Genomic DNA, 25,210 nt, shown 5'->3' on the forward strand with positions numbered 1-25,210 from the left:
TTTTACAAAAACACGGAAAGAGGGGAATGTGATGAGGGAAGCTGTCATTGTTGCAGGGGCGAGAACGCCGGTCGGCAAAGCAAAAAAAGGGACGCTCGCACAAACACGGCCGGATGATTTAGGTGCACTTGTCGTAAAAGAAACGTTAAAACGCGCCGGCAACTATGAAGGAAATATTGATGATTTGATTATCGGCTGCGCCATGCCGGAAGCGGAACAGGGGCTCAATATGGCACGCAATATCGGGGCCCTGGCAGGATTGCCGGATACGGTGCCGGCGATTACCATCAACCGCTACTGCTCATCCGGGCTGCAGGCGATTGCTTACGGCGCCGAAAGGATCATGCTCGGCCACGCTGACACGATCATTGCCGGCGGTGCGGAATCGATGAGCCTTGTCCCGATGATGGGCCATGTCGTCCGCCCGAATGTGCGCCTTGCAGAAACTGCGCCGGAATATTATATGGGCATGGGGCATACGGCCGAAGAAGTCGCCAAAAAATTCGGCGTCAGCCGCGAAGACCAGGATGCCTTCAGCGTGCGCAGCCACCAAAAAGCGGCAAAAGCGATTGCAGAAGGCAAATTCAAAGACGAAATTGTGCCGGTTGAGGTCACATTGCGTTCGGTCGGCGGAGACAACAAACTTGTTGAAAAGAAAGTCGTCTTTTCGCAGGATGAAGGGGTCCGGCCGGATACAAATGTAGAAACGCTCGGAAAACTGCGCCCGGCATTCTCGGTAACCGGAACCGTAACAGCCGGGAACTCGTCGCAAACAAGCGACGGCGCGGCTGCAGTAATGCTCATGGATAAAGAAAAGGCTGAATCGCTCGGGCTTAAGCCGCTGTTGAAATTCCGCTCGTTCGCCGTTGCCGGGGTGCCGCCTGAAATCATGGGGATCGGCCCGGTGGAAGCTGTGCCGAAAGCTTTGAAACTGGCAGGGCTGAGCCTTGAGGATATCGGGTTGTTCGAACTGAATGAAGCTTTTGCTTCCCAGTCCATCCAGGTTATCCGCCAGCTCGGCCTTAATGAAGACATCGTCAATGTTAACGGCGGCGCAATTGCCCTCGGCCATCCGCTCGGCTGCACAGGCGCCAAGCTGACTTTGACGCTTGCCCATGAAATGAAGCGCAGAAACGTGCAGTTCGGCGTTGTCACGATGTGTATCGGCGGCGGCATGGGTGCAGCTGGTGTATTTGAACTCGTGTCTTGATGGCAATGGACCAAAGCAGGCGGCCAGCCGGTTTCAAATGGAAACGTGCAGGTACCGGATCATGAAATGGATAGATGCCGGGGCCAAAAGCAGAGCAGCCGGTTCCGAACGGCAAAACACCGGACCATGGTAAAAAGCGGATCAGCTGTTTCTAAAGGCAAAACGCCGGAGCCGGATCCGCCTGTTGAATCGTTATTAATGGAAATAAGAGCCGCGGAGCACATCTGCGGCCGATCATTATAGATAAAAAGGAGAGGAATTGTAAATGGCAAACAAAACGGATGCATTTGTAAAAGGCGGCAGTTTTTTAATTGAGGACATCACACCGGACCAAGTGTTTACGCTGGAAGAGCTGACAGAAGAACAAAAAATGATCGCCAAAACGGCGGAAGACTATACGAACAATGAAGTGGTCCCGCAAATTGAATATCTGGAAAACCATGAATTTGACCGCTCTGTCAAATTGTTGAAAAAAGCAGGCGAACTCGGGCTTTTGAGCGCCGATGTCCCGGAAGAATACGGCGGTCTCGCCCTTGATAAAGTAAGCTCCGCCCTGATTTCCGAAAAGCTCGCAAAAGTCGGCGGTTTTGCCATTTCCCACGGCGCGCACGTCGGCATCGGTTCGCTTCCGATCGTTTTGTTCGGCAACGAGGAACAAAAGAAAAAATATTTGCCGAAACTCGCAACCGGCGAATGGCTTGCGGCTTATGCCTTAACGGAACCAAGCTCGGGCTCGGACGCACGGAGCGCCAAAACGGTTGCAAGATTAAACGAAGCCGGCACGCATTATATTTTAAACGGAGAAAAACAGTGGATCACGAACGCCGGATTTGCTGATGTTTTCACCGTGTATGCGCAGGTTGACGGCGACAAGTTCACGGCCTTTATCGTGGAACGCACATTCCCGGGCGTTTCAACGGGAGCGGAAGAAAAGAAAATGGGGATCAAATCTTCTTCCACAAGAACGCTTATCCTGGAAGACGTACCGGTTCCGGTTGAAAACGTGCTTGGGGAAATCGGCAAAGGGCATAAAATCGCGTTTAACATTTTAAACATCGGTCGTTATAAATTAGGCGTCGGCGCGGTCGGCTCCAGCAAACACGTGCTTGAAATCGCCTTAAAATATGCGAACGGCCGCCAGCAGTTCAAAACACCGATCTCGCAGTTTAACCTGACAAAAGAAAAATTCGGCACGATGGCATCGAAACTGTATGCAGCCGAAAGCTCCGTCTACCGGACAGTCGGATTGTTCGATGAAAGAATGAGCCACTTTACACCGGAAGAAGAAAAAGACGGGCGGGCAGTGGCCAATGCGATCGCCGAATATGCGATTGAATGCTCGCTGAACAAATTCTTCGCTTCTGAAGTGCTGGATTATGTCGTCGATGAAGCGGTGCAAATCCACGGTGGTTACGGCTTTATGGACGAATACGAAGTCTCGCGTGCCTATCGCGATTCCCGGATTAACCGCATTTTTGAAGGAACAAACGAAATCAACCGCCTGATCGTACCGGGCACATACGTGAAAAAAGCGTTCAGCGGGGAACTGCCGCTGTTACAAAAAGCGCAAAGCCTGCAGGAAGAACTCATGATGATGATGCCGGAACAAGTCGGCGACGCGCCGCTTGAACAGGAAAAATACCTCGTCCGCAACATGAAGAAGATCGCCCTGCTCGTCGCAGGCACTGCGTTGCAAACGTACGGCAAAAAATTCGAAAACGAACAGGAACTGCTTGCCAACGTGGCAGATCTCGTTTCGAATATATATGCGGCAGAATCGTGCGTGCTTCGGACGGAAAAAGCAATCAACAAAGATGGTGCCGAAAAACAGAACCAAAAACTGCTGTATACCCAAATTTTCACACAGGAAGCGTTCAATCAATGCGAACAAATTGCAAAAGAATCGCTCGCAGCCTGCCTTGAAGGCGACCAGCTGCAAATGACGCTTTCCGCCCTCCGCAAGCTGACGCGCCATACGCCAACCAATGTCATTGCGAAAAAACGCGAAGCCGCGGATAAATTGATCGATGCAGAACGCTATGTGCTGTAATAAAAGAAGGGATTTCCGGCCCGGCCGGAGTCCCTTTTCTTTTGCATCGCCGGGAAAAATCAGCTAACATACAGATAAGACAAGATGACAGGAGTGGACAAAAATGGCCCTTACTTTCTATTGGTATCCGAAATGCGGGACTTGCCGGAAAGCGAAAAAATGGTTGGACGAACATGACGTTGCCTATGAAGCGGTGCACATTGTCGAAAATCCCCCTTCAAAAGCACTTCTTAAGGACTTTTATGAAAAAAGCGGGCTGCCGATCAAAAGGCTGTTCAACACGAGCGGGCAGAAGTACCGCGAACTCGGTTTGAAAGACAAGATCCCGGAAATGAGCGAAGAAGAAGCGCTTGAACTGCTGGCTTCCGACGGCATGCTGATCAAACGGCCGATTCTTGCAGGCGATGCCTTTGCCGTGTTCGGATTTAAAGAGGATGCGTATGAAAAATTGCTGAAAAAGTGATTGATTTAAGCGCTGTTTTTCGGTAATTTAAAACTGAAGGCTATTACGGATACATAACGGAGGGATTGAGATGGCGGTACCTGAGGAACTGCGGTATACGGAAGATCATGAGTGGGTGAAAGAAGAAGACGGCCATGTCCGGATCGGCATCACCGATTTTGCCCAGGCCGAACTCGGCGATATCGTATTTGTTGAGCTGCCGGAAGAAGGCGATGAAGTCACGGCAAAAGAACCGTTTGGCAGTGTCGAATCCGTGAAAACGGTATCGGAACTGTATGCGCCGGTCAGCGGCAAAGTCGTTGCGGTCAACGCAGATTTAAGCGATAGCCCGGAATTCGTTAATGAATCCCCGTACGAAAAAGCGTGGATGATTGTCGTTGAACCGTCCGACCCGGCTGAATTGGATGATTTGCTGACGGCGGAACAGTACGAGGAAATGATCAACGAAGCATAAAAATAACAGGCACTGCACACCAAGCTGCGGTGCCTTTTTGTGTAAAGGATGGATTACGATGCAAGACTGGACAAAGGAAAAACAACTGGAGGAACGGATTTTGCAGGAAGAAAAACTTGCCCTGTACTTTTACACGCCATTATGCGGTACATGCCAGCTGGCGGGGAGGATGCTGGAGATTGCAGAACAGGCTGTCCCCCGATTTCCTTATGCCAAAGCCAATCTGAATTACGTGCCGCAAATGGCGGAAAAATACCAGATCGAAAGCGTGCCGTGCCTGCTCCTGCTCAAAAACGGGAAAGTAATAGACAAAGTGTACGCTTTTCAATCCGTCCCGTCACTATTTGAAAAATTGTCTTCTTTTTAATGAGACAACAGCGCAAACCAATCCGGTGTGGGCATTCATAAACGGAAACCTCGCTTGAATGGCGAAAAAAATGGCAGGGCTTTTGCGCGGAAACGCCGTTCAACCGCAGAAAAAACTTTTTTCAGACACCGTTCGAGCATGGCCGCCAAAATCAGCCGGGAAAGCGCACGATTTGTTGAACGATTTCAGCAGGATCAGCAGCGTCTGTGCAGAATAGGGAAAGGAAATAATGATTGGAGCGTGTTGCCATGAAACAGACCATCCAATTTTTCCTGAATAGCCTGGCACGGAAAAAACAATTGCGAATGCTGCTGCCGGCGGTGCCTGTTACCGTATTATTCCGTGATGGGGACGAATGCTGCCTCGTTGCTTTTTCCAAGGAGCGATGCGTGCAGCTTGAAACCGGCAATGCCGATTTTGAACTGGAAATGGCGCTCCGGCAATTCGAACAGCTCCTTTCCCGCCGCGCGCGCCTCGGCACATTTCTGAAAATGGGCGAACTCCGGTACAGGGGCACGTACCGCCATTTTTTGCTGCTGGAATCTTTGTTTTGGCTTTCAGGAACCCCGCAACCTGCACCAAAAAGTAAGGCCAAATCCGCCTGATTATCAAATAACAGGCTGAAAATGAGAATCACAGCATAACCGGGATTGCAAAACAAATCCCGGCTTTTTTTATGCTGTTTCAGGCAGCTTGCCGGATTTCCAATGTGCAATACAGGGAAATTCAAGAAATCTGTATCAGGAATTTTATGCCGGGTACATTTTGTGCTATGATTAATGAATAAGCAAGGCCGGAAAACCGCGGAAAAAAGATGGCATGCCATGGTTATCCACAGGTTTTTACTAGTTGCGCATAGTTTTCATTTGTTATAAAATAATAATGAGAATAAATTGAGAATAAATTGGAACTGAATATACAAATAACGGAGGAATTTTTTATGGCAGGATCAAAACTCGTAATAAAAGATCTTCACGTCGAAGTAGAGGGAAAAGAAATTCTAAAAGGGGTCAATCTTGAAGTAAACAGCGGTGAATTCCATGCGATCATGGGCCCGAACGGAACAGGGAAATCGACGCTGTCTTCTGCCATTATGGGGCATCCGAAATACATCGTCACCCAGGGGACCATCACGCTTGACGGAAAAAATGTGCTGGAAATGGAAGTGGATGAACGTGCGAAAGCCGGCCTGTTTCTCGCCATGCAATACCCAAGCGAAATCAGCGGCGTGACGAATGCGGAATTTTTACGCTCGGCGGTTAACGTGCGCCGCGGCGAAGGCAATGAAATTCCACTGATGAAATTTATCCGCGAACTCGACAAAAAAATGGAATATCTTGAAATGGATACGAACATGGCGCAACGCTATTTGAATGAAGGCTTTTCCGGCGGTGAGAAAAAACGGAACGAAATTTTACAGCTCATGATGATCGAACCGAAAATTGCGATTCTCGATGAAATCGACTCCGGCCTTGACATCGATGCATTGAAGGTTGTCGCAAAAGGGATCAACTCGATGCGCAGCGAAGATTTCGGATGCATCATCATTACCCACTATCAACGTTTGTTAGACTATATTACACCGGATGCTGTCCACATCATGATGCAGGGGCGCATCGTCAAATCGGGCGGTCCTGAACTGGCAAACCGCCTTGAAGCGGAAGGCTACGAATGGATTAAACAGGAACTTGGCATCGAAGACGAAACGGTCGGCCAGGAAGCTTAAGCAGGGGGCGAGAGACTTGATGACAGAAACGAAATTAGCAATGAACGAGCAAGATGTCCGCACCTTTTCCGAACAAAACGGTGAACCGGAATGGCTGAAGGAGTTCCGCCTCCAGGCATTCGCCCGGGCCCAGGTCCTGCCGCTTCCGGAAGTGGACAAGACAAAACTGAACAAGTGGAACTTTACACAATTTACCGATTTTAGCGTGGAAAGCACAACCTACAGCGCTTTGAACGAATTGCCGGAAAAAGTGAAGGCACTCGTGGATCTCGAAAACGCGAAGCAAAATTTGTATATCCAGCATAACCAGACACCGGCTTATCTGTCCTTGTCGGAAAGCGCAAAAGCACAAGGCGTCATTTTGACCGATATATTGACAGCGGTCAAAGTACATCCGGAGCTTGTCCAAAAATTTTTCATGACAGAGGCGGTTAAAGTCGATGAACACCGTTTGACGGCACTACATGCTGCACTCATGAACGGCGGGACATTCTTATATGTGCCAAAAAATGTTGTGCTTGAAGAACCGGTTCAGGCCATTTATGTGCACGACCATGAAACGGCACCGCTTTTCAACCATGTGCTGGTGGTTGCCGAAGAAAACAGTGCCGTCACCTATGTGGAGAACTATATTTCGGCAAACGATGGCGCGAAAGGCATTGTGAACATCATAACGGAAGTCATTGCCGGCGCCAATGCAAAGATCGAATACGGCGCGGTTGATACGCTTGCAAAAGGGGTCACCACATATGTGAACCGCCGCGGTTACACCGGGCGCGATGCCCAAATTGAATGGGCGCTCGGCATGATGAACGACGGCAATACGATTTCAGATAATACGACCAACCTTGTCGGCGACGGATCCGTTTCCCATTCCAAAACGGTTGTGGTCAGCCGCGGCAAGCAGACGCAAAACTTTACGACGCGCATTACCCACTTCGGGAAAAATACAGAAAGCTTTATTTTAAAACATGGCGTTGTCAAAGACGCGTCGACGATGATTTTTAACGGGATCGGCAAAATCGAGCACGGCGCGAGCAAATCGGACGCTGAGCAGGAATCGCGCGTGCTCATGCTAAGCGAAAAAGCGCGCGGCGATGCAAACCCGATGTTGCTCATTGATGAAGATGATGTGATGGCCGGTCACGCCGCATCTGTCGGCCGTGTCGATCCGGTTCAGCTTTACTATTTGATGAGCCGCGGGATTTCGAAAAATGAAGCGGAAAGGCTGATCATCCACGGCTTTCTTGCACCGGTTGTCACACAGCTCCCGATCGAAAGTGTAAAAAAACAATTGACGGAAGTCATTGAAAGGAAAGTCAGATAATGGATATCAATGAAGTTCGCCGGCAGTTTCCCATATTGGACCAGGAAGTAAACGGCCACCCGCTTGTTTATTTAGACAGTGCTGCGACTTCACAAAAGCCGCTCCGTGTCATTGAAGCCGTCAACCAATACTACCGTGAATATAATTCGAACGTTCACCGCGGCGTCCATACGCTTGGGACAAAAGCGACTGACCATTACGAAGGCGCGCGCGAAAAAGTCCGCAAATTTATCGGTGCCGAATCAACGGAAGAAATCATTTTTACAAAAGGGACGACAGCCGGGCTGAACCTTGTTGCCCACAGTTTCGGCGATGCACAAGTGCAGGAAGGCGATGAGATCGTCATTACCTACATGGAGCATCACAGCAACCTCATCCCGTGGCAGCAGCTCGCCAAAAGAAAAGGCGCCGTTTTGAAATATGTGCCGATGCAAAAAAACGGTACGCTGCGACTTGAAGATGTGGAAAAAACGGTTACGGAGCGGACGAAAATCGTGGCTGCAGCGCTTGTCTCAAACGTGCTTGGCACCATTAACCCGGTAAAAGACATAGCGAAAATCGCACACAGCCATGGTGCTTACATGGTCGTCGATGCCGCCCAAGGTGCGCCGCATATGCAAGTGGACGTAAGGGATCTTGACTGCGACTTTCTTGCTTTCTCCGGTCACAAAATGTGCGGTCCGACCGGCGTCGGCGTCCTGTACGGCAAAAAGGCGCTGCTTGAAGAGATGGAACCGCTCGAATACGGCGGCGAAATGATTGATTTTGTCGGCCTGTACGATTCCACCTGGAAAGAACTTCCGTGGAAGTTTGAAGGCGGCACTCCGGTGATTGCCGGTGCAATCGGGCTCGGGGAAGCCATCGATTTTCTCGAAGAAATCGGGCTTGATGAAATTACGGCGCATGAACAGGATTTAAGTGCCTATTGCCTCAGTCAGTTTTCTGAAATAGAAGGGATTACGGTGTACGGCCCGGAAAGCGCAGACGAACGCGCCGGCCTTGTGACGTTTAATTTAGAAAACGTGCATCCGCATGATGCCGCGACCATCCTCGATGCGGAAGGCATTGCGATCCGCGCGGGCCACCATTGCGCACAGCCGTTGATGAAATGGCTGGACGTGACAGCGACCGCACGTGCAAGCTTTTATTTATACAATACGAAAGAAGATATTGACAAACTTGTTGCCGGTATCGTGAAAGCAAAGGAGTATTTTACAAATGTCTTCTAATCTTGATGCGCTTTACCGCAGTGTGATTATGGACCATTATAAAAATCCGCGGAATAGGGGCAGTTTGGAAGATGGAAGCCTGACAGTCGATATGAATAACCCAACTTGCGGCGACCGGATTCATTTGACATTGAAAGTGGAGGGCGGCCTCATCCAAGATGCGAAATTTACTGGTGAAGGTTGTTCCATCTCGATGGCATCGGCCTCCATGATGACGCAGGCCGTAAAGGGAAAAACAGTAGACGAAGCGCTGAAACTTTCCCACATTTTCTCGGAAATGGTGCAGGGAAAAGACTATGAAGAGGCTGAAGATCTTGGCGATATTGAAGCGTTACACGGCGTATCCAAATTCCCTGCCCGGATCAAATGTGCAACTTTGGCATGGAAAGCAATGGAAAAAGGGGTAAGAAGCGAAAAAGGATTGGAGGAATGATGGCTGATGGCTAAAAAAATGCCGGAAATCGGTGATTACAAGTACGGCTTTCATGATAAAGATGTTTCCATTTTCCGTGCAAAACGCGGATTGACGAAAGAAATTGTGGAAGAAATTTCAAAAATGAAAGAAGAACCGCAATGGATGCTTGATTTTCGTCTGAAGTCTCTTGAACACTTTTACAATAAACCGATGCCGCAATGGGGCGGCGATCTCTCCGCGTTAAATTTCGACGACATTACGTATTACGTCAAACCGACGGAACATGCCGGCCGTTCGTGGGATGAAGTACCACAGGAAATCAAAAATACATTTGATAAACTTGGCATTCCGGAAGCGGAACAAAAATACCTGGCCGGCGTTTCCGCACAGTATGAATCGGAAGTCGTTTATCATAACATGAAGCAGGATCTCGAAAAACTCGGGATTGTGTTCAAAGACACGGACTCCGCTTTAAAAGAAAATGAAGATATTTTCCGCAAATACTGGGCAACCGTCATTCCGCCGACGGACAATAAATTTGCGGCTTTAAACTCGGCTGTCTGGTCGGGAGGATCTTTCATTTACGTTCCGCCGGGTGTAAAAGTGGATACCCCGCTGCAAGCTTATTTCCGGATCAATTCGGAAAATATGGGGCAGTTTGAACGGACCCTTATCATCGTTGACGAAGGTGCCTCCGTCCACTATGTCGAAGGTTGCACGGCGCCGGTTTACTCGACAAACTCGCTCCACAGCGCAGTCGTTGAAATCATCGTTAAGAAAAATGCGTATTGCCGTTATACGACGATCCAAAACTGGGCGAACAACGTTTATAATCTTGTAACGAAACGCGCCGTATGTGAAGAGAATGCGACAATGGAATGGATTGACGGCAACATCGGTTCAAAACTGACGATGAAGTATCCTTCCGTGCTGCTGAAAGGCGAAGGGGCGCGCGGTATGACGCTGTCGATCGCGATCGCCGGAAAAGGCCAGCACCAGGATGCCGGCGCGAAAATGTACCATCTTGCGCCGAATACGTCGTCCACGATCGTATCCAAATCGATTTCAAAACACGGCGGAAAAGTCACATACCGCGGCATGGTGCATTTCGGCCGGAAAGCGGACGGCGCGCGTTCCAATGTCGAATGCGACACGCTGATTATGGATCACCTGTCCACATCAGATACCGTGCCTTATAACGAAATTTTAAACAACAATATTTCTTTGGAACACGAAGCAAAAGTATCAAAAGTGTCGGAAGAACAGCTCTTTTACTTGATGAGCCGCGGCATTTCCGAACAGGAAGCAACGGAAATGATCGTTATGGGCTTCATCGAACCGTTCACAAAAGAACTCCCGATGGAATACGCCGTCGAAATGAACCGTTTGATTAAGTTTGAAATGGAAGGTTCGATTGGATAACCTTGATATATCAACGGTTATAGAGAGTTTTTGAACGTAGGGGTGCGATTTACCCACAAATCACCCCTCATATATTGCTGTAAAGCCTAGTTTTAAACGGTGATGGCAGAAAAAACAGCCGCTTGCGGATTCCGCGCGGCTGTTTTTTCATGGGGCGCCGATTTGAAAATCGTGGTAAAATAAACTGCATAAGCATAAAGGATAAAAAGTGGCCGTATGAAACGGCATGACGAGATTACCCTCATGATGATAAGGGGACCAAATATGAACGAAATTTTACATATATACCATACAAATGATATCCACAGCCATTTTGAAAACTGGCCGAAAATCCGGCATTTTCTTGAGCGAAAACAGGTGCAGTATGCCCGGCAAAATGAAGAGATGCTGCTGTTTGACCTCGGCGACCACGTCGACAGATGGCATCCGTATACAGAAGGGACCATGGGCAAGGCAAATGTCCGGCTTTTAAATCAACTGGGGTACTTGGCTGCGACCATTGGCAATAATGAAGGGATTACGATGCCGCACGAGGCGCTTGACACATTGTATGAGGAAGCACAATTTGACGTGATTCTTGCCAACCTGTTCGATGAAAACGGGAAACGGCCGCAGTGGGCAGCGCCGCGGAAACTGTACACGACAAAAAGCGGTGTCAAAATCGGGGTAACCGGTGTGACGGCAGGATTTTATAAACTGTACCGGCTGCTGGGTTGGCAGCTTTCTAATCCATTGGAAGAACTAGGAAAACAAATGGATATTTTAAAAAAAGAGGCGGATATCCTCATCGTCTTATCGCATCTCGGCATTCATGAAGACCGCCTTATTGCAAAGCTGTACCCGGAAGTGGACCTTGTGTTGGGCGGGCATACGCACCATGTGTTGGCAAAAGGTGAACTGGACGGGCGGACGCTTCTTGCGGCAGCAGGCAAATACGGCTATTATATCGGGCATGTCAAGCTTGAAATCGATCCGGCTGCCAAAAAAATCGTCTATCAGTCAGCCCGTGCTTTACCGACCGGGAACTTCCAGGAACCGCCCGGAGAAACGGCCGAGATTGAACATTATTATTTTGAAGGAAAAAAATTATTGAATCAAAAACTCGTGTATTTACCGGAAAAACTGGAATCGGACTGGTTCAGGGAAAACCGGCTTGCGGGCCTGCTTTGTGATGCGGTCATGGAATGGTGCGATGCCGATTGCGCATTTTTGAATGCCGGCCTTGTGCTTGACAGTCTGGAACATGGGCCGGTCACGAAATTTGATCTCCACCGGATTCTCCCGCATCCGATTAACCCGTGTCTGATCGAGCTGACAGGCGAAAAACTTCAGGAAGTGCTTCTTTCAACGCTCGACCCGAAATGGCCGCAACTGGAGCTGAAGGGGCTCGGCTTCCGCGGGAAAATCATGGGCCGGTTTATTTACCGGAATATCGGTTTCAATCATGCTTTCCGGAAAATAGAGGTGGGGGGCAGGCCGCTGGAACCGGATCGTATCTACAGGCTTGGTACGATTGATATGTATACATTTGGCGACTTTTTCCCGCATATCCGGGAGGCGAAAATCCATTATTTTATGCCGGAATTTTTGCGTGATGTGATGGAATGGAAGTTATTGCAGGAATATGGTCAGTAGGATGAAATGCCCTTGCGCAAAGCAATGTAGCAATGAATCAATGGCAGTTTCCTGGCTTCTTAGAAGCAGCGACGGTCAATGGAGTTTCCAAAGATAGAATTTGGGATGTAATATGGCAGCACATTGGCTGGCAGGCACTTTTCACCGCCCTTTTCATAAAATATGAAAGAAAGGGGCGGATGGAAATGGTAACCGTAACACCTGTTGAGATCGGGGGACATACGTTTATCGCGACAACTGTCCGGCTGCCGAAAACAACCTTGCTGGCCGTATCGTGCGACAAAGGCTATATTATGTGCGGCGCGCTTGATGTGGGCTTGTTGAATGATCAACTAAAGGACCGCCATATTATCGCCGGCAGGGCAGTCGGTGTAAAGACGATCGAACAATTGCTGGAAGCACCGCTCGAGTCGGTTACCCATGAAGCGGAAAAGATCGGGGTTACCGCCGGCATGATCGGGAAACAAGCATTGTTAAAAATGATTTAAACGTTCGATTAGGTTGAAGCACAAAAGATGATGTTGCATTCGTCCTTCCCGTGTGATGAAGGACAAAACGGAGTGCGAGGAGTGGCGAAATGTCCTTCATCGAGGTAATGAAAGACAAAACGCGTGCCGAGAACCGGCGAAATGTCCTTCATCAGGGCGATGAAAGACAAAACATGAGCCGAGAACCAGCGAAATGTCCTTCATCCAGATCATGAAAGACAAACCACTGTGCCTGAAAGCATAAAATGTCCTTCAGCACAACAATCCGGACCCACGCTTTTTAATATGATCATAATCCCCCTTATGCAGACATACATTTGCTTGCAGGGGGGATTTTTTATGCGAAAATTCCGCACCTCAAAACGGCGGGGACCCTTGCCGACGCGGTACGTGCTTTTGCTTTCCATCGCATTTTTTACGGTTACCACTATTATCAGCATTGTCATTATTGACGAAGGCATAAAACCTACTTTAATGCGGTACGCCGAGTCGGAAATGAAAAAAATCGCCTCATATGTCACGAACGAAGCGATCAAAGACCATGTGAGTGGCGGAAAAAATAGCAAGTTGGATACGATTGACCCCCGGGAATTAGCCGTCACCCAATCTGAAATTGAAAACCAGATTACCCGCCAATTTAAAGAAGTGGAAGAAGGAGACATTACGTCTCTTGAAGAAATATCAAACGACGGCATGCTCGGGAAAAAGAAAAAATCAAAACCTGAAATTTTTTCCGTTCCGCTTGGGAAAGTGACCGATATTGCTCTGCTCGGAAACATGGGGCCGGATATTCCCGTGACCTTTCAAATGGTGGGGGATGTTGAAAGCTCCAATATTAAAGTGAAAAAAGAAGAATATGGCATTAACAACGCATTTTTTTATATTTATGTTGAAATCAAAATCAAAATTCAGGTCATTATCCCGTTTGCATCGGATGTCATCACCTATACACATGATGTCCCGCTTGCAATGGGCAACTATAATGGCGATGTCCCGCAATTTTATAGCGGAAACGGCGACGGGGCGCATCCGCTCATCGAACTGCCGAAAAACACGAAATAAAAAGCGCTATGCTCGCTCCAGCGTTCCTTATTTCCGCTGTTTTTCAAGCGATTCCCATCTCCTTAAGGACGGGTAAGGATCAAAAGACCATTCGCTTCGTCCGTTGTCTTTGTATATGCCGTAATGCAAATGCGGCGGAAATTTTCCGGATGTGCCGGGCGGGCCGTAACCGGTGCTGCCAACGCTGCCGATCAACATGCCCGGTTTGACGACCTGGCCGACATGTAAATTTTTTGCATAACCGCTTAAATGGGCAAAATAATGATACGAATTGTTTAAATCACGAATGCCAATGCGCCAGCCGCCGTACTTGTTCCACCCTTTCAATTCAATCACCCCGTAACAAGTCGCGCGTACCGGGACGCCATAATCGGCAAAAATATCCGTCCCTTCGTGGATACGGCGGCCACCCCAGCCGCGCCGGTCGCCCCATGTGCTCCGGTAGCTGTAATTGTATCCGGGCGGGATCGGGAACGCCTTGTCTGTCAGCTGAATGGTGCCGAATGTCTTGTAAATCTTCGCCTTTTCCGTGATCAGCTGTACGGCTTTATCCCGTTTGTAATAATGCCACAGCGCAATTTCAAAGTCATCATCATCCGTTCCATACCGCAACAAATACTCGCTCAGTGTAAAAAGCACGTCAAGATCATCGTTGCGGTCAGCTTTCCCATCCCCGTTCCCGTCCTTTCCGATCCCGCCGAAAAACGCAATCGAAAGCGGATGGGTATCATTGTGGTTCGGATTGGCAAGCCCGGACCATTTTTCAGGGGGAAAATAAATGGAAATAAGGCCGGCTGGTTTCGGTAGGTCGGAACGGACAAACCGGATGCTCCGTTCATACTGGTCGATGGCTGCCAAATTGTACCACGGAATCTGGGTAAATGCCTCCATATGCTGATAAAGTTCCATCCGTTTTTTGTACATTTCTTTATCGGATATTTCTTTTGCTTGGGCATGAAGGGCAGAAAATGAAAGCCCTGTTACAAGGCAGAAAAGCAAAACAAACCGCAATGCGAAAACCCTCTTTCTATCAATGTTGTCGAAACAGAAAAACCGCAATATGAAAATCCTCTTACGCTTATTGTGGAAAGAGAAGCGGATTTTCATCAATATTAAATATTGGAAAAACCGGTGGCGTTTTCTTTTCAAAAAAGGGACGAATGTGGTAAAGTGAGAGAGAACGAACCCGGTGGGAGAGATGGAAAATGAACAAACAGGAAGAGATTTTGCGGAAACCCGAATGGCTGAAAATCAAGCTCAATACGAATGAAAATTATACCGGACTGAAGAAATTAATGCGTACGGAAAACTTACATACGGTTTGCGAAGAAGCGAGATGCCCGAATATCCATGAATGCTGGGGAACAAGGCGGACTGCGACTTTCATGATTCTGGGCGATACGTGCACACGCGCCTGCCGTTTTTGCGCCGTAAAAACCGGGCTGCCGTCCGAACTCGACTGGCAGGAACCGGAACGGGTTGCTGAATCGGTGAAAAAAATGAACTTAAAGCATGTGGTTGTGACGATGGTGGCCCGTGATGATTTGAAAGACGGCGGTGCAGCGGTGATGGCTGAAACGATCCGAGCGATCCGCCGCATGAACCCGTTTACCACCATTGAAGTGCTGCCTTCCGATTTGCAGGGCCGGTACGAAAGTTTAAAAACATTGATGGATGCAAAACCGGATATTTTAAACCACAATATTGAAACCGTCCGGAGGCTGACAAGAAGGGTCCGCGCCCGCGCCACGTACGACAGGTCGCTTGAATTTTTGCGGCGGGCAAAGGAAATGCAGCCGGAGATTCCGACTAAATCAAGCATTATGGTCGGCCTCGGCGAAACGATGGAAGAATTGGCGGAAGCGATGGATGACCTGCGCGCCAACGATGTGGACATCGTGACGTTCGGGCAATATTTACAGCCGACGAAAAAACATATGAAAGTGGTCAAATATTACCATCCAGATGAATTTGCCGAATTAAAAAGAATTGCACTTGAAAAAGGATTCAGCCACTGCGAATCCGGTCCGCTTGTCCGCTCTTCATACCATGCGGATGAACAGGTCAGTGCCGCTGCAAAAGCAAAGCATATTTTAGGGAACGTGGAACAGACGCAAAAAATTTGAGAAACGGGCTGCGCACTTTAATGGGCGCAGTTTTTCCGTTCAATGGGGCTGAAAAAATTTTTCGCGTTCCGCTTAGAATTTGGGCGGTTTTTCGTTATAATAAAATAAGGCAGGAAGGCACACGGGGAAAATGGAGGAATTGAAATTGGTCACCATCCACCGCCATACGTACGAGATTATTGCCAATTACCGGAATGGCTACAATGAAGAAGCATTCCGAAGCAGATATAGTGAAATACTGGAAAAGTACGACTATATTGTCGGCGACTGGGGTTACGGACAGCTGCGGCTGCGCGGTTTTTTTGATGACCGAAATCCGAAATCCACTTTTGACACCAGAATCAGTACACTCACGGAATATCTTTATGAATACTGCAATTTCGGCTGTGCCTATTTTGTCGCAAAGAAAATCGTTGCCAAATAAGTTTTGCCCGGCACCGCCATTTGATAAACTTTAGGCAGAAGGTGACAGGATGTATTTTGTCGATCGTGAAAAAATAAACGGGATATTGTCATTTATGGAAAAACGGCTTGCCTCGTTTCAAGCGCAGCCGGCCTGGCAGACGGAAATCGAAAAGGCTGCTTTGGAAAGAATTGCAGAAACCGTCATCGAATCGGTTCTGGATGTCGGAAACGCGATCATTGACGGGTTTATTATGCGCGATCCGGGGAGCTACGAAGACATCATTGACATTTTGGAAGATGAAAATGTGGTTTCCGCTGAATCGGCAAAGCAGCTGACGGCTGTCATCGCGCTCAGGAAGCAGCTTGTCCGGGGGTATATGGATCTGGATTACGGCACCCTTCAGGAAGTGCTTGCGGCTAATTTCAAGGCGCTTGAACGGTTTCCGGAAGATGTGCGCACTTACCTGGCAAACGAACTCGGCCCGGTCAACGCTTTTAAAGGGGAATAAGCAACGAAACAGAGAGGAATTTCAGCATGAAAAAGTATAAAGCCTATTTGATTGATTTGGACGGTACCATGTATCGCGGAACGGAAAAAATAGAAGAAGCCGGCGATTTTGTCAGCCGGTTGCAGGAAAAAGGGATTCCGTATTTATTTGTTACAAACAATTCTTCGAGAACACCGGCACAGGTTGCCGAAAAACTGCGCGGATTCGATATCCCGGCAAAAACGGAGCAGGTCTTTACGACATCCATGGCGACCGCCCGGTTTATTTATGATGAAAAGCCGGATGCTTCTGTATATGTGATTGGCGAAGAAGGCATCAAAACGGCCATCAAAGAAAAAGGTTTTACGATCACATCCGATCACCCCGATTATGTCGTGTTCGGCATTGACCGGGAGATTACTTACGAAAAGCTCGCCCTCGGCGCCATTGCGATCCGGAACGGGGCCAAATTTATTTCCACTAACGCCGATATTGCGCTTCCGACTGAACGCGGTCTGCTACCAGGAAACGGGGCTTTAACCTCGGTGCTTGCGGTTGCGACCCAAACCAAGCCGGTCTTTATCGGCAAACCGGAACCGATCATTACCGAGCAGGCGCTTGAATACCTCGGTTCGAAAAAAGAAGAGACGATCATGGTTGGGGACAATTACGATACCGATATTCTGGCGGGCATCCGCACGGGCATTGACACCCTGCTCGTCCATACCGGCATAACGACGAAGGAAATGTTGAAGACAAAAGAAATCCTGCCGACCTATACGGTTGATTCCCTTGACCAGTGGGAAGTGTGACAAGCGCGGGTGCAAATCAGGAAGGCTCCATATGCCCGCCTGTTGTAAAGTCCGATTTGTTTGGAAAACGAATATCGAAAAAAGGCAAGATACAAAAACGTATCTTGCCTTTTTTTCGTGTTTTTACGGCTGCACGTGCGCCACTCTGTGTGCGTGGCGGCTTGCGGCTGCAGCGGCAATGGCCCCGACAATATCATCGAGAAACGTGTTGCATGAGCCGTCGGAATGGTCGTTGAGCTTTGCCAAAATGCCCGGTTTTTGTTTGTCAATATAACCGTAGTTGGTAAAACCGATCGAACCGTACACGTTTACAATCGACAAAGCCATAATTTCATCAATACCATAAAGGGATTCATCGACCGCAATCGTGCTTTGCAGCGGTTCATCAAGCATCCCTTTTTCCGCCAGCACATCTAGCTGGATCCCGGTTAAAATGGCGTTTTGCACTTCTCGTTTGGAAAGAACGGCGTTGACACTTTCCATGCAATCCTCAAGCGTCATTTCCGGAAAGTATTTCTCTTGCAAATACAGGACGAGTTTCGCAATATCTTCCAATTCTACGCCCCGTTCTTTCAGCCGCTGCCTTGCAATTTGTTCTGACACATCCATATTTTTCTTGTTTTCCATGTTCTCACCTCAACTATTCGACATTTTCTTTAGCATGATCATTCTAATGGATTTTATGAGATCAAGCAAGAATACACGTTCCTTCACATATAATGTAGAAAGTGCAATGCATTTTTTGGGGAGGGAAGATGATGGCACAGGCCATTTTGAAAAAATATTACGGCATTGACGCCGGGCAGTCTTTTTTTGACGGAAAACAGGTCCGCTATGAAGCAAACGGTAATCTTTATACGCTCGTTCCCGTGACAAATGTTTCAGAAAATGTGCTTGTTGAATTATATGAAATGTCCCGGCACCTCGTGACGAATGGCGACCGCTATGCTTCCGCCTTTTATCCATCTAAAGAAAAGAAATTTCTCGTAACAGACGGGGATAGCGATTATGTTTTACTGGAAAACCGTTATAAAAAAGCGCCCGGAAATATGCGCACGGGCAGGAAACTTGCGAAATTCCACCTGCGCGGCCGCACGCTTTCCGCCACGATAACGGAAACAAACCGGATGGGCGAATGGAAAAATTACTGGGAAATGCGCCTTGAACAAATGGAAAAGGCATGGTACCGAACAGTAGAAGAGCACCCCGACCACCCGTTTGAACGCCTGTTTGCCGAAACGTTTCCCTATTACATGGGGCTTTGTGAAAATGCGATCCAGTATGTCGTCGATACGGAAATGGATGAGGCGCCTGGCCCGGGAGATGCCGGCACCATTTGCCATGAACGGTTTTCAAACGAAACGTGGGGCCGGAAATTTATCATCCACCACCCGTTTGACTGGGTGTTTGACCACGCAGGCAGGGATATTGCCGAGTGGATCCGCGCGCAGTATTTTAAGAAAACACACACGTTCCGCCCTGATGTCCGCGCGTTTTTGCAGCAATATGTTTCGCTTTCGCCGCTTTCGCCTTTTTCGTGGCGGCTCATTTTCGCGCGCCTGCTGTTTCCCCTTCACTATTTTGAATGTGTAGAAACCTATTTTCTCACCCGGTCCGAAAAAGAACAAAAAATGCATGAGGAACAGCTTTGGAAAATTGTACGGGGGGCAGAAGCATACGAAGCATTTCTGGCTGAATTTTATGAGCTCTCGGAAGTTCCGATAAGAAAATACAATATTCCCAGGGTGGCATGGCTCAAAGCCCGATAAAAAAGCGGCTCCTTGTAGACAAGGCCGGCAAGTTTAAAACGCATCTCCGGTCAGGTTTCCGAATGCAGCCCGGCCCGTAGTGAAGGCAAGTGCGGATGTCAGGCATGGTGAGCGTTTCAGAAAACCATTCACGATGCAGCAGTAAACCTAGTAGAAAAGGCCGCCAAGCACTTGCACATGCCGGCCAGGTTTCCGAATGCAGCCCGGCCCGTAGTGAAGGCAAGCACGGATGTCAGGCATCGTGAATAACCAGAGAACCTTCCCGTCCAAGTAAAATTTATTCCAGTAAAAAAGCGGTTCCTTGATAGGAAACCGCGTACTGCCCGTTAAAAAACCTGTTCTACTTCCATAACGCCGGGAACCTCTTCAAACAATGCGCGTTCTATCCCGGCTTTCAACGTGATCGTGGAACTCGGACAGCTGCCGCATGCCCCTAAAAGGCGGAGTTTAACAATGCCGTCTTCCACGTCGATCAGCTCGCAATCGCCGCCATCACGGAGCAAAAACGGGCGCAATTTATCCAATACTTCCTGAACTTGTTCTGTAATTGTATCTGCAGGCATATGATCGCTCCTTTCTTACTTCTCATTATAAACAGGATTACAAGAAAAATCTATCATAAAAAAACGGGATATAGTGTTTTCCTTTTTGCAAGCTGTTGTGTACAATATGAATAAGAAATCCCCGGAAGAGGTGCGGGTTTGATGGAGAAAAAAGTGACGATTCAAGTTTACGGGGCGGAGCAAATATGCGCAAGCTGCGTCGGTGCGCCGTCTTCTAAAGATACATTTGAATGGCTCAAAGCAGCACTTTCGCGGAAATACCCGGGCCAGCCGTTTGACATCCAGTATATCGATATTTTTGCACCCGGTGATGATCAAAAAGTGCGTGCTTTTGCGCAAAAAGTGATGGATGAAGATCTGTTTTACCCGGTTGTTGTCATTGAAGGCGAGCCGGTGGCAGAAGGCAATCCAAGGCTAAAGAAAATTTATGCGGTCATGGAGCAATACGGCTATATCCCGGAAAATGCGTTTGCAGCGCACGATTAAAAATTTTTCATTAAAAAACGTTTACAGCAGCGACTTTGTTGAATTTTTCGAGTTGCAATGCAATTTTAAAATAAAGCAGCCCGCATTTTAAGACTGCCCGGCGCCCGGGAGATACGCAATCATTGTTTTGCACGGTGTAAATGGTTATAATCAAGGAAAGGAGGTTCGGAAAATGAGTGAAGTGATTCATCTTACAGAAGCAGCTGCGTTTCAAATTAAAGACATGATGGAGCAAAACGATGAGCAGGACGCATATTTTCGTGTGTCTGTAAACGGCGGGGGCTGCAGCGGCCTGTCGTACGGCCTGTCGCTTGACCACGAAATCAAAGAAGGCGATGCGGTCGGCGAACAGCACGGCATCCGGATTCTCGTCGATCATGAGAGCGCCCCGATTTTAACCGGCACGGTCATCGATTATAAGCAGTCGCTTTTAGGGGGCGGGTTCACGATCGATAATCCGAATGCGATTGTCACCTGCGGATGCGGCTCCTCATTTAAAACTAAAACAAAAGCCGGCACACCGGAAAAATGCTGAAGCATTTAAAGTGATGCTGCAAAAACAGGATATTTATACGCCAGCAAGGTTCCCATTTCATTGCAGCAGCGCAGGATATCCCGCCAATGACAGGCGGGGCTTTTGCGCTGCTGAATTGATTTAAGCTCCTTTTTGGCAAAGTCCCTTTCATTCGCAAGCCTCACAAAAATCTTTTCAAAAAATCCAGCCAGCGCCTGTCTTCCGGTTTTCTTCCTGTCCGGGCACGCCAATTTCCTTCGCTGTTTGTACATCCGCATTTATAAACGCCTTCCTTGCGCTAAAAAGCCACAACTTTTTACAAAGTCATTAAAAATAAAATACTTTTTCGTAAATATGTTTATTCATGGAAAAAAGGGTAGATATACCTTAGCTGCTCATTTGCCCGGATTTTTCGGAAAAAGGGGAAGGGAACTTGGTCCTTGCATAATGGGGGAGAAAGGAATGTCGAGGGGGAAGCTGCGTTATGTATTCCTTTACCCGCATTATACATAAAAAAACCGTACCCCGGGTTCGATAAAAAGTTAAGGAAATTCTGCGATTTATCAGCTGCAGAATGAAGATTGGAAAGGGGAAACTGCAGTGAAAAAATGGCATGTGCTGCTTGTTGTTCTGGCATTGGTATGGGGATTGGCTGCTTGCGGGAAATCAGATAAAAAAGCAGAAGCGGAAGGGGGATCTTCCAATAAAAACAAGTTAATTGAAGCTTCAATTACAGACGCGTCCTATGCCCTGTTGAAGGATGACGATGCGGATGTTTCGGAAGACGGTGAGAAAGACCTCCTGGCCGTTGACTTAAAGATCAAAAATGTGTCTTCGGATACGGTCCATATCTCTCCATATAGCAATATTAAATTATACGATGGCAACGAAGAAGTGAACATAGAAGACGACATATACAGCACCCGGCTCGATATGGGCACTTCACGCGGCGGCAGTATCGGGGCGGGCAATACAAAAAAAGATGACCGTACTGGTAAAAGTAAAAAAAGGCAAAACATATACATTGGGCATCCAGCCGTTTACGGAAAAAAGCGGGGATGACAGTGACGAGTTGAAACTTGCGCTGGATACCAAAAAATACAGTAAATCGTACGATTCCCTGCAGGACCAGGCAAAAGCGTTAAAGGCATATATAGACACCATTTATTTAAACAAGGACAATGCCGATTATGAAAAATATGTTTCAGAGAATAAGGAAGCTGTCCAGACAGATGCGTATAAAACCTTTAAAAAAGCCTTTAACGACAATATTACCGATGATATATCAGATGCAGATATGAAAAAGTATTATGAAGCCTACAAATCGGCCGCTGCCGAAAAAGCGAAACTGGATGCGGAAGCCGTTGCGAGCTACAAAAATAAAGCGGTCGTAAAGTTGACCTATTCCACCATTTCTATGGACGATATTTCTGAAAAAGTGGAAAAATATGCAGATGAATATTTGGATAACAGCGAAAATTACGATTCAGAAAAAGCAAAAAAATATGCCCTCTCCAAATTCGATTCCATTGTCAGTTCCATGGAACCAAAAGAAGCTGAAGACCCGGCAGAAGTTTCCATGGTGAAAAAAGACGGAAAATGGACGGTTTGGCAGGAGAATGACTATACAAATGAGCTGGAAGAAGCTTTTGCAGGCGGAGAGGTGTATTAACCTATGGCGCAACTCACGAAACATAAATGGCTGATTGCCATAGCTGCAGCCGTGATTGTTGTACTTGCGGTTATATGGATCGCGCTCTCCCAGGCTTCAAAACCTGACCGGGTACTGGAAAAGTTCGAGAATGCGGTCAAAACAAAGGATACGAAGCAGCTGGAAGGGCTGATTGTTGCCGACAATCCGAATGCATTGGTGAACAATACTTCCCTTCAGGCCATGATCCGGTATTTAAAAACCAATGCAAACAGTTATCAGGTGATAAGAGATGGCATTCATAACCAAATAAAGGACGAAAATTACGCGGAAACGAACCAGCAGATCAGCCTCGTTCAAGACGGAAAGAAATGGGGATTTTTCCCCGACTATAAGCTGAAAGTGAAGACCGTCCACTTAAAAGTGACCGGGCAAAGCGACAACGACCAGCTTAATGTGTCAATCGGAAATATGAAAGTTCCGGAAAAAAAAGAAAGTCATACTTACGGCCCACTTTTGCCCGGAACTTACCAAACGAATGTAACGGTAAAAAACAGTTTGGGAACCTTTTTCCAAAAAGAGAAAAAGGATTTATGGGGAAATTCCGAAGTCAGCATGATTGTTGATGACAGCCGCCTTGCCCAAAAAAGCGAAAACGTACAAAAAGGGATTTTGGAGGCGATCCGCAAGTTCAACGAGGATCTAAGCGTATATACGACTTCCGGACTGGATGCCAATAAGCTTTCAAACGCGACCGATTCTTTTAAGGAAGACTTTTCACTTGAACAGGCGCAGTTTGAAGCCATTAAAGATTATGTAAAGAAGTGACTTCCCAGTATTTGGGTTCCGTCGTAAATATGGATGAACTGAGCATCAACCATTTTGATGCAGACTGGAAAGCGGAAATTGAAGCACTCGTTTCCTATAACGAAAAGATCAAATATACGGGAGAAAAAAATTATGAGGACTATTCCTACAAGACCCTCCGCAAATATACGCTTAAATATGACAAGAATTCAAAAAAATGGCTCGTGGATGATGCGGCAGACGCCAAAGCGGATGGATCAGAAAGCAGTGCATGGGAGAACAAAAAAGAACTGAAACAAAAAAATGCCCCCGTCCTGAAATGGGTCCGGAGCGGCGATAAGAGCAATATTTAATCAAAAATCCCGGTTGGGCAGCCATCCGGGATTTTGATTTTTCCTTATTCAAACAGCGAAGTGCTGTGCATCGGCTGGACGCGGGCTTTCGGGTCAAGATACGTTTTCGCGTTGCTGACCGCTGTGGTGGCTTCCCCGAACCCCGTTACGATTAACTTCACTTTGCCTTCAAACGTGCAAACATCGCCGGCCGCATAAACGCCTGGGATGTTTGTTTCCATTTTGGAGTTGACGACAATGGAATTTTTTTGAATCTCTAGGCCCCAGTTTTTAATCGGGCCAAGTGACGAAATAAAGCCGTAATTGCAAATAAGGGCATCAATATCAAGCGTTTCTTTCGCCTCGCCTTTTACTTCTTCAATCACAAGCCGGGAAATGTTTTCCCCGTCGCCAATCACTTCGCTCGCGACAAACGGTGTTTTAATCTCCACGAGCGATTGCTTCAACTGTTCCACCGTGCGTTCATGGGCACGGAATTTGTCACGGCGGTGGATGAGCGTCACTTTTTCGGCGACCGGTTCCAGCATAAGCGCCCAGTCGACCGCGGAATCGCCGCCGCCAAGGATGGCAACGCTTTTGCCGGCAAACTGGTCCATATCATTTACAAAATAAAACAGATTGTTTCCTTCGTATTGTGTAGCATTTTCCACTTCAAGGCGGCGCGGCTGGAATGCGCCGACACCGGCAGTGATGATGACCGCTCTGGAATGGTGGATTTCTTTATTAGTTGTCAGCGTAAAAATGCCGTCTTCACTCTTTTCAAGCTTTTCTGCGGACTGGCCCGTGCAGATCACCGGCTGGAACATGGAGGCCTGCTCTTCTAATTGATGCACGAGATCAGCTGCCTTCACTTTTGGAAAACCGGCGACATCGTATATATACTTTTCAGGGTAAAGCGCAGCCAGCTGCCCGCCAAGCTGTGGCAGGCTTTCAATGATTTTTACGGACATTTTCCGCAATCCGGCATAAAAAGCTGTAAACAAGCCGGTCGGCCCGCCCCCGATAACAGTTATATCATAAATGGTTTGATCTTCCTTCAACGAAACCCCTCCAATACGCTTCATTCTCCTTCATCATAGCACATTTTGGCACAAGCGCACAGGCAAAAAAACTCTATGAGGCAAGGAGGTAGGTATTCATGCGTCCGGAAAAATTTCGTGGTGCGATGTGATATATTAGAATATTTTTATTATTATTTTAGTACAGTTTTCAATTGAAAATAGCGGGTAAAAAGCATATGATTGAAGTGGAGAATATGTATTTTTTGTGACAATTTGATGGAAATCATGTGACAAATTTGACGTGTCAATTATCGTGAATAAAATCACAAATAATGGATGATGTTGTCATACAGGCACCGGCCTGTCCAAAATAAAGAGATGGAAGTG

Annotated in this window: 28 protein-coding genes and 1 pseudogene; 25 read left to right on the plus strand and 4 right to left on the minus strand. The window is 47.6% G+C overall.

Translation table 11 applies throughout. From position 1 onward, the window contains the following. Nucleotides 1–31 precede the first annotated feature (31 nt). The 14 genes from ABR335_RS05265 to yunB all read left to right on the plus strand — a co-directional run bounded on the left by ABR335_RS05265 (nt 32) and on the right by yunB (nt 13,848). Nucleotides 32–1,210: an acetyl-CoA C-acetyltransferase gene (locus ABR335_RS05265; protein ID WP_061086882.1), complete on the plus strand. Its 1,179-nt coding sequence runs from the start codon at nt 32–34 to the stop codon at nt 1,208–1,210. 265 nt (nt 1,211–1,475) lie between these two features. Beyond that, nucleotides 1,476–3,260, plus strand: coding sequence for an acyl-CoA dehydrogenase family protein (locus tag ABR335_RS05270; protein WP_014097521.1), 1,785 nt, complete (start codon nt 1,476–1,478; stop codon nt 3,258–3,260). A gap of 103 nt (nt 3,261–3,363) precedes the next feature. After that, nucleotides 3,364–3,723: an arsenate reductase family protein gene (locus tag ABR335_RS05275; RefSeq protein ID WP_014097522.1), complete on the plus strand. Its 360-nt coding sequence runs from the start codon at nt 3,364–3,366 to the stop codon at nt 3,721–3,723. A gap of 70 nt (nt 3,724–3,793) precedes the next feature. Next, nucleotides 3,794–4,177: a glycine cleavage system protein GcvH gene (gene gcvH / locus ABR335_RS05280; protein WP_014097523.1), complete on the plus strand. Its 384-nt coding sequence runs from the start codon at nt 3,794–3,796 to the stop codon at nt 4,175–4,177. A 58-nt stretch (nt 4,178–4,235) separates the two neighbouring features. Further along, nucleotides 4,236–4,544, plus strand: coding sequence for a thioredoxin family protein (locus tag ABR335_RS05285; protein WP_014097524.1), 309 nt, complete (start codon nt 4,236–4,238; stop codon nt 4,542–4,544). Nucleotides 4,545–4,792: 248 nt separating this feature from the next. After that, entirely contained in the window at nt 4,793–5,149 is a 357-nt protein-coding gene (locus tag ABR335_RS05290; protein WP_014097525.1) for a hypothetical protein, read from the plus strand. A gap of 335 nt (nt 5,150–5,484) precedes the next feature. Beyond that, nucleotides 5,485–6,270 (plus strand): Fe-S cluster assembly ATPase SufC, encoded by a 786-nt coding sequence (sufC, locus tag ABR335_RS05295; protein WP_014097526.1) that lies wholly within the window; start codon nt 5,485–5,487, stop codon nt 6,268–6,270. A 16-nt stretch (nt 6,271–6,286) separates the two neighbouring features. Then, the gene (sufD, locus tag ABR335_RS05300) at nt 6,287–7,597 is read left to right on the plus strand and encodes a Fe-S cluster assembly protein SufD (protein WP_017552017.1); all 1,311 of its coding nucleotides are present in this window, start codon (nt 6,287–6,289) and stop codon (nt 7,595–7,597) included. Next, the gene (locus ABR335_RS05305) at nt 7,597–8,826 is read left to right on the plus strand and encodes a cysteine desulfurase (protein WP_014097528.1); all 1,230 of its coding nucleotides are present in this window, start codon (nt 7,597–7,599) and stop codon (nt 8,824–8,826) included. Before sufD ends, ABR335_RS05305 begins: the two co-directional genes overlap by 1 nt. Further along, a complete protein-coding gene (sufU, locus tag ABR335_RS05310) occupies nt 8,816–9,259 on the plus strand; it encodes a Fe-S cluster assembly sulfur transfer protein SufU (RefSeq protein ID WP_014097529.1) in 444 nt (147 codons plus the stop codon). The genes ABR335_RS05305 and sufU overlap by 11 nt, the downstream gene beginning before the upstream one ends. A 6-nt stretch (nt 9,260–9,265) precedes the next feature. Next, nucleotides 9,266–10,663: a Fe-S cluster assembly protein SufB gene (gene sufB, locus ABR335_RS05315; protein WP_014097530.1), complete on the plus strand. Its 1,398-nt coding sequence runs from the start codon at nt 9,266–9,268 to the stop codon at nt 10,661–10,663. 264 nt (nt 10,664–10,927) lie between these two features. Then, the gene (locus ABR335_RS05320; protein ID WP_350346642.1) at nt 10,928–12,298 is read left to right on the plus strand and encodes a bifunctional metallophosphatase/5'-nucleotidase; all 1,371 of its coding nucleotides are present in this window, start codon (nt 10,928–10,930) and stop codon (nt 12,296–12,298) included. Nucleotides 12,299–12,483: 185 nt separating this feature from the next. Then, nucleotides 12,484–12,786: a YunC family protein gene (locus tag ABR335_RS05325; protein WP_014097532.1), complete on the plus strand. Its 303-nt coding sequence runs from the start codon at nt 12,484–12,486 to the stop codon at nt 12,784–12,786. A 339-nt stretch (nt 12,787–13,125) separates the two neighbouring features. Beyond that, entirely contained in the window at nt 13,126–13,848 is a 723-nt protein-coding gene (yunB, locus tag ABR335_RS05330) for a sporulation protein YunB (RefSeq protein WP_061577179.1), read from the plus strand. A gap of 27 nt (nt 13,849–13,875) precedes the next feature. On the opposite strand, the gene ABR335_RS05335 is transcribed toward yunB, so the two are convergent. After that, nucleotides 13,876–14,859, minus strand: coding sequence for a M23 family metallopeptidase (locus tag ABR335_RS05335; protein WP_061577178.1), 984 nt, complete (start codon nt 14,857–14,859; stop codon nt 13,876–13,878). 191 nt (nt 14,860–15,050) lie between these two features. On the opposite strand from ABR335_RS05335, the pseudogene lipA reads away from it, so the two are divergent. The 4 genes and pseudogenes from lipA to ABR335_RS05355 all read left to right on the plus strand — a co-directional run. After that, nucleotides 15,051–15,974, plus strand: a pseudogene (gene lipA, locus ABR335_RS05340) (lipoyl synthase); the annotation flags it as partial. Between the two features lie 130 nt (nt 15,975–16,104). Further along, nucleotides 16,105–16,398 (plus strand): YutD family protein, encoded by a 294-nt coding sequence (locus tag ABR335_RS05345; protein WP_017552020.1) that lies wholly within the window; start codon nt 16,105–16,107, stop codon nt 16,396–16,398. A gap of 49 nt (nt 16,399–16,447) precedes the next feature. After that, entirely contained in the window at nt 16,448–16,888 is a 441-nt protein-coding gene (locus ABR335_RS05350; protein WP_014097537.1) for a DUF86 domain-containing protein, read from the plus strand. A 26-nt stretch (nt 16,889–16,914) separates the two neighbouring features. Beyond that, nucleotides 16,915–17,679: a TIGR01457 family HAD-type hydrolase gene (locus tag ABR335_RS05355; RefSeq protein ID WP_328230044.1), complete on the plus strand. Its 765-nt coding sequence runs from the start codon at nt 16,915–16,917 to the stop codon at nt 17,677–17,679. Nucleotides 17,680–17,802: 123 nt separating this feature from the next. Here ABR335_RS05355 and ABR335_RS05360 read toward each other — a convergent pair whose 3' ends face one another. Continuing rightward, a complete protein-coding gene (locus ABR335_RS05360) occupies nt 17,803–18,306 on the minus strand; it encodes a phosphatidylglycerophosphatase A family protein (protein WP_014097539.1) in 504 nt (167 codons plus the stop codon). Nucleotides 18,307–18,437: 131 nt separating this feature from the next. Between ABR335_RS05360 and yutH the strand changes: the two genes are divergently transcribed. Beyond that, complete coding sequence (gene yutH / locus ABR335_RS05365) at nt 18,438–19,448, plus strand: spore coat putative kinase YutH (RefSeq protein ID WP_014097540.1); 1,011 nt, start codon at nt 18,438–18,440, stop codon at nt 19,446–19,448. Between the two features lie 326 nt (nt 19,449–19,774). Here yutH and ABR335_RS05370 read toward each other — a convergent pair whose 3' ends face one another. After that, complete coding sequence (locus ABR335_RS05370) at nt 19,775–20,011, minus strand: NifU family protein (RefSeq protein ID WP_014097541.1); 237 nt, start codon at nt 20,009–20,011, stop codon at nt 19,775–19,777. Between the two features lie 141 nt (nt 20,012–20,152). Between ABR335_RS05370 and ABR335_RS05375 the strand changes: the two genes are divergently transcribed. The 6 genes from ABR335_RS05375 to ABR335_RS05400 all read left to right on the plus strand — a co-directional run bounded on the left by ABR335_RS05375 (nt 20,153) and on the right by ABR335_RS05400 (nt 23,822). Continuing rightward, nucleotides 20,153–20,497 (plus strand): YuzD family protein, encoded by a 345-nt coding sequence (locus tag ABR335_RS05375; RefSeq protein WP_014097542.1) that lies wholly within the window; start codon nt 20,153–20,155, stop codon nt 20,495–20,497. Nucleotides 20,498–20,669: 172 nt separating this feature from the next. After that, nucleotides 20,670–21,032, plus strand: a complete 363-nt coding sequence (locus ABR335_RS05380) for a HesB/IscA family protein (protein WP_013860122.1) — start codon at nt 20,670–20,672, stop codon at nt 21,030–21,032. Nucleotides 21,033–21,611: 579 nt separating this feature from the next. Next, nucleotides 21,612–22,073 carry a DUF4352 domain-containing protein gene (locus ABR335_RS05385; protein ID WP_051357540.1) on the plus strand — a complete coding sequence of 154 codons (462 nt, stop codon included), beginning with the start codon at nt 21,612–21,614 and terminating at the stop codon, nt 22,071–22,073. Further along, nucleotides 21,994–22,683, plus strand: coding sequence for a DUF5105 domain-containing protein (locus ABR335_RS05390; RefSeq protein WP_080666395.1), 690 nt, complete (start codon nt 21,994–21,996; stop codon nt 22,681–22,683). The genes ABR335_RS05385 and ABR335_RS05390 overlap by 80 nt, the downstream gene beginning before the upstream one ends. Before the next feature lie 3 nt (nt 22,684–22,686). Continuing rightward, a complete protein-coding gene (locus ABR335_RS05395) occupies nt 22,687–23,490 on the plus strand; it encodes a TcaA second domain-containing protein (protein WP_225620908.1) in 804 nt (267 codons plus the stop codon). A gap of 11 nt (nt 23,491–23,501) precedes the next feature. Continuing rightward, a complete protein-coding gene (locus ABR335_RS05400; RefSeq protein WP_225620907.1) occupies nt 23,502–23,822 on the plus strand; it encodes a hypothetical protein in 321 nt (106 codons plus the stop codon). A 44-nt stretch (nt 23,823–23,866) separates the two neighbouring features. Here ABR335_RS05400 and ABR335_RS05405 read toward each other — a convergent pair whose 3' ends face one another. Continuing rightward, complete coding sequence (locus tag ABR335_RS05405) at nt 23,867–24,862, minus strand: NAD(P)/FAD-dependent oxidoreductase (RefSeq protein WP_071452010.1); 996 nt, start codon at nt 24,860–24,862, stop codon at nt 23,867–23,869. Between the last annotated feature and the right edge of the window lie 348 nt (nt 24,863–25,210).

It is taken from the genome of Heyndrickxia faecalis (assembly GCF_040267745.1).
In the GTDB taxonomy this organism is placed as follows: domain Bacteria; phylum Bacillota; class Bacilli; order Bacillales; family Bacillaceae_C; genus Weizmannia; species Weizmannia faecalis.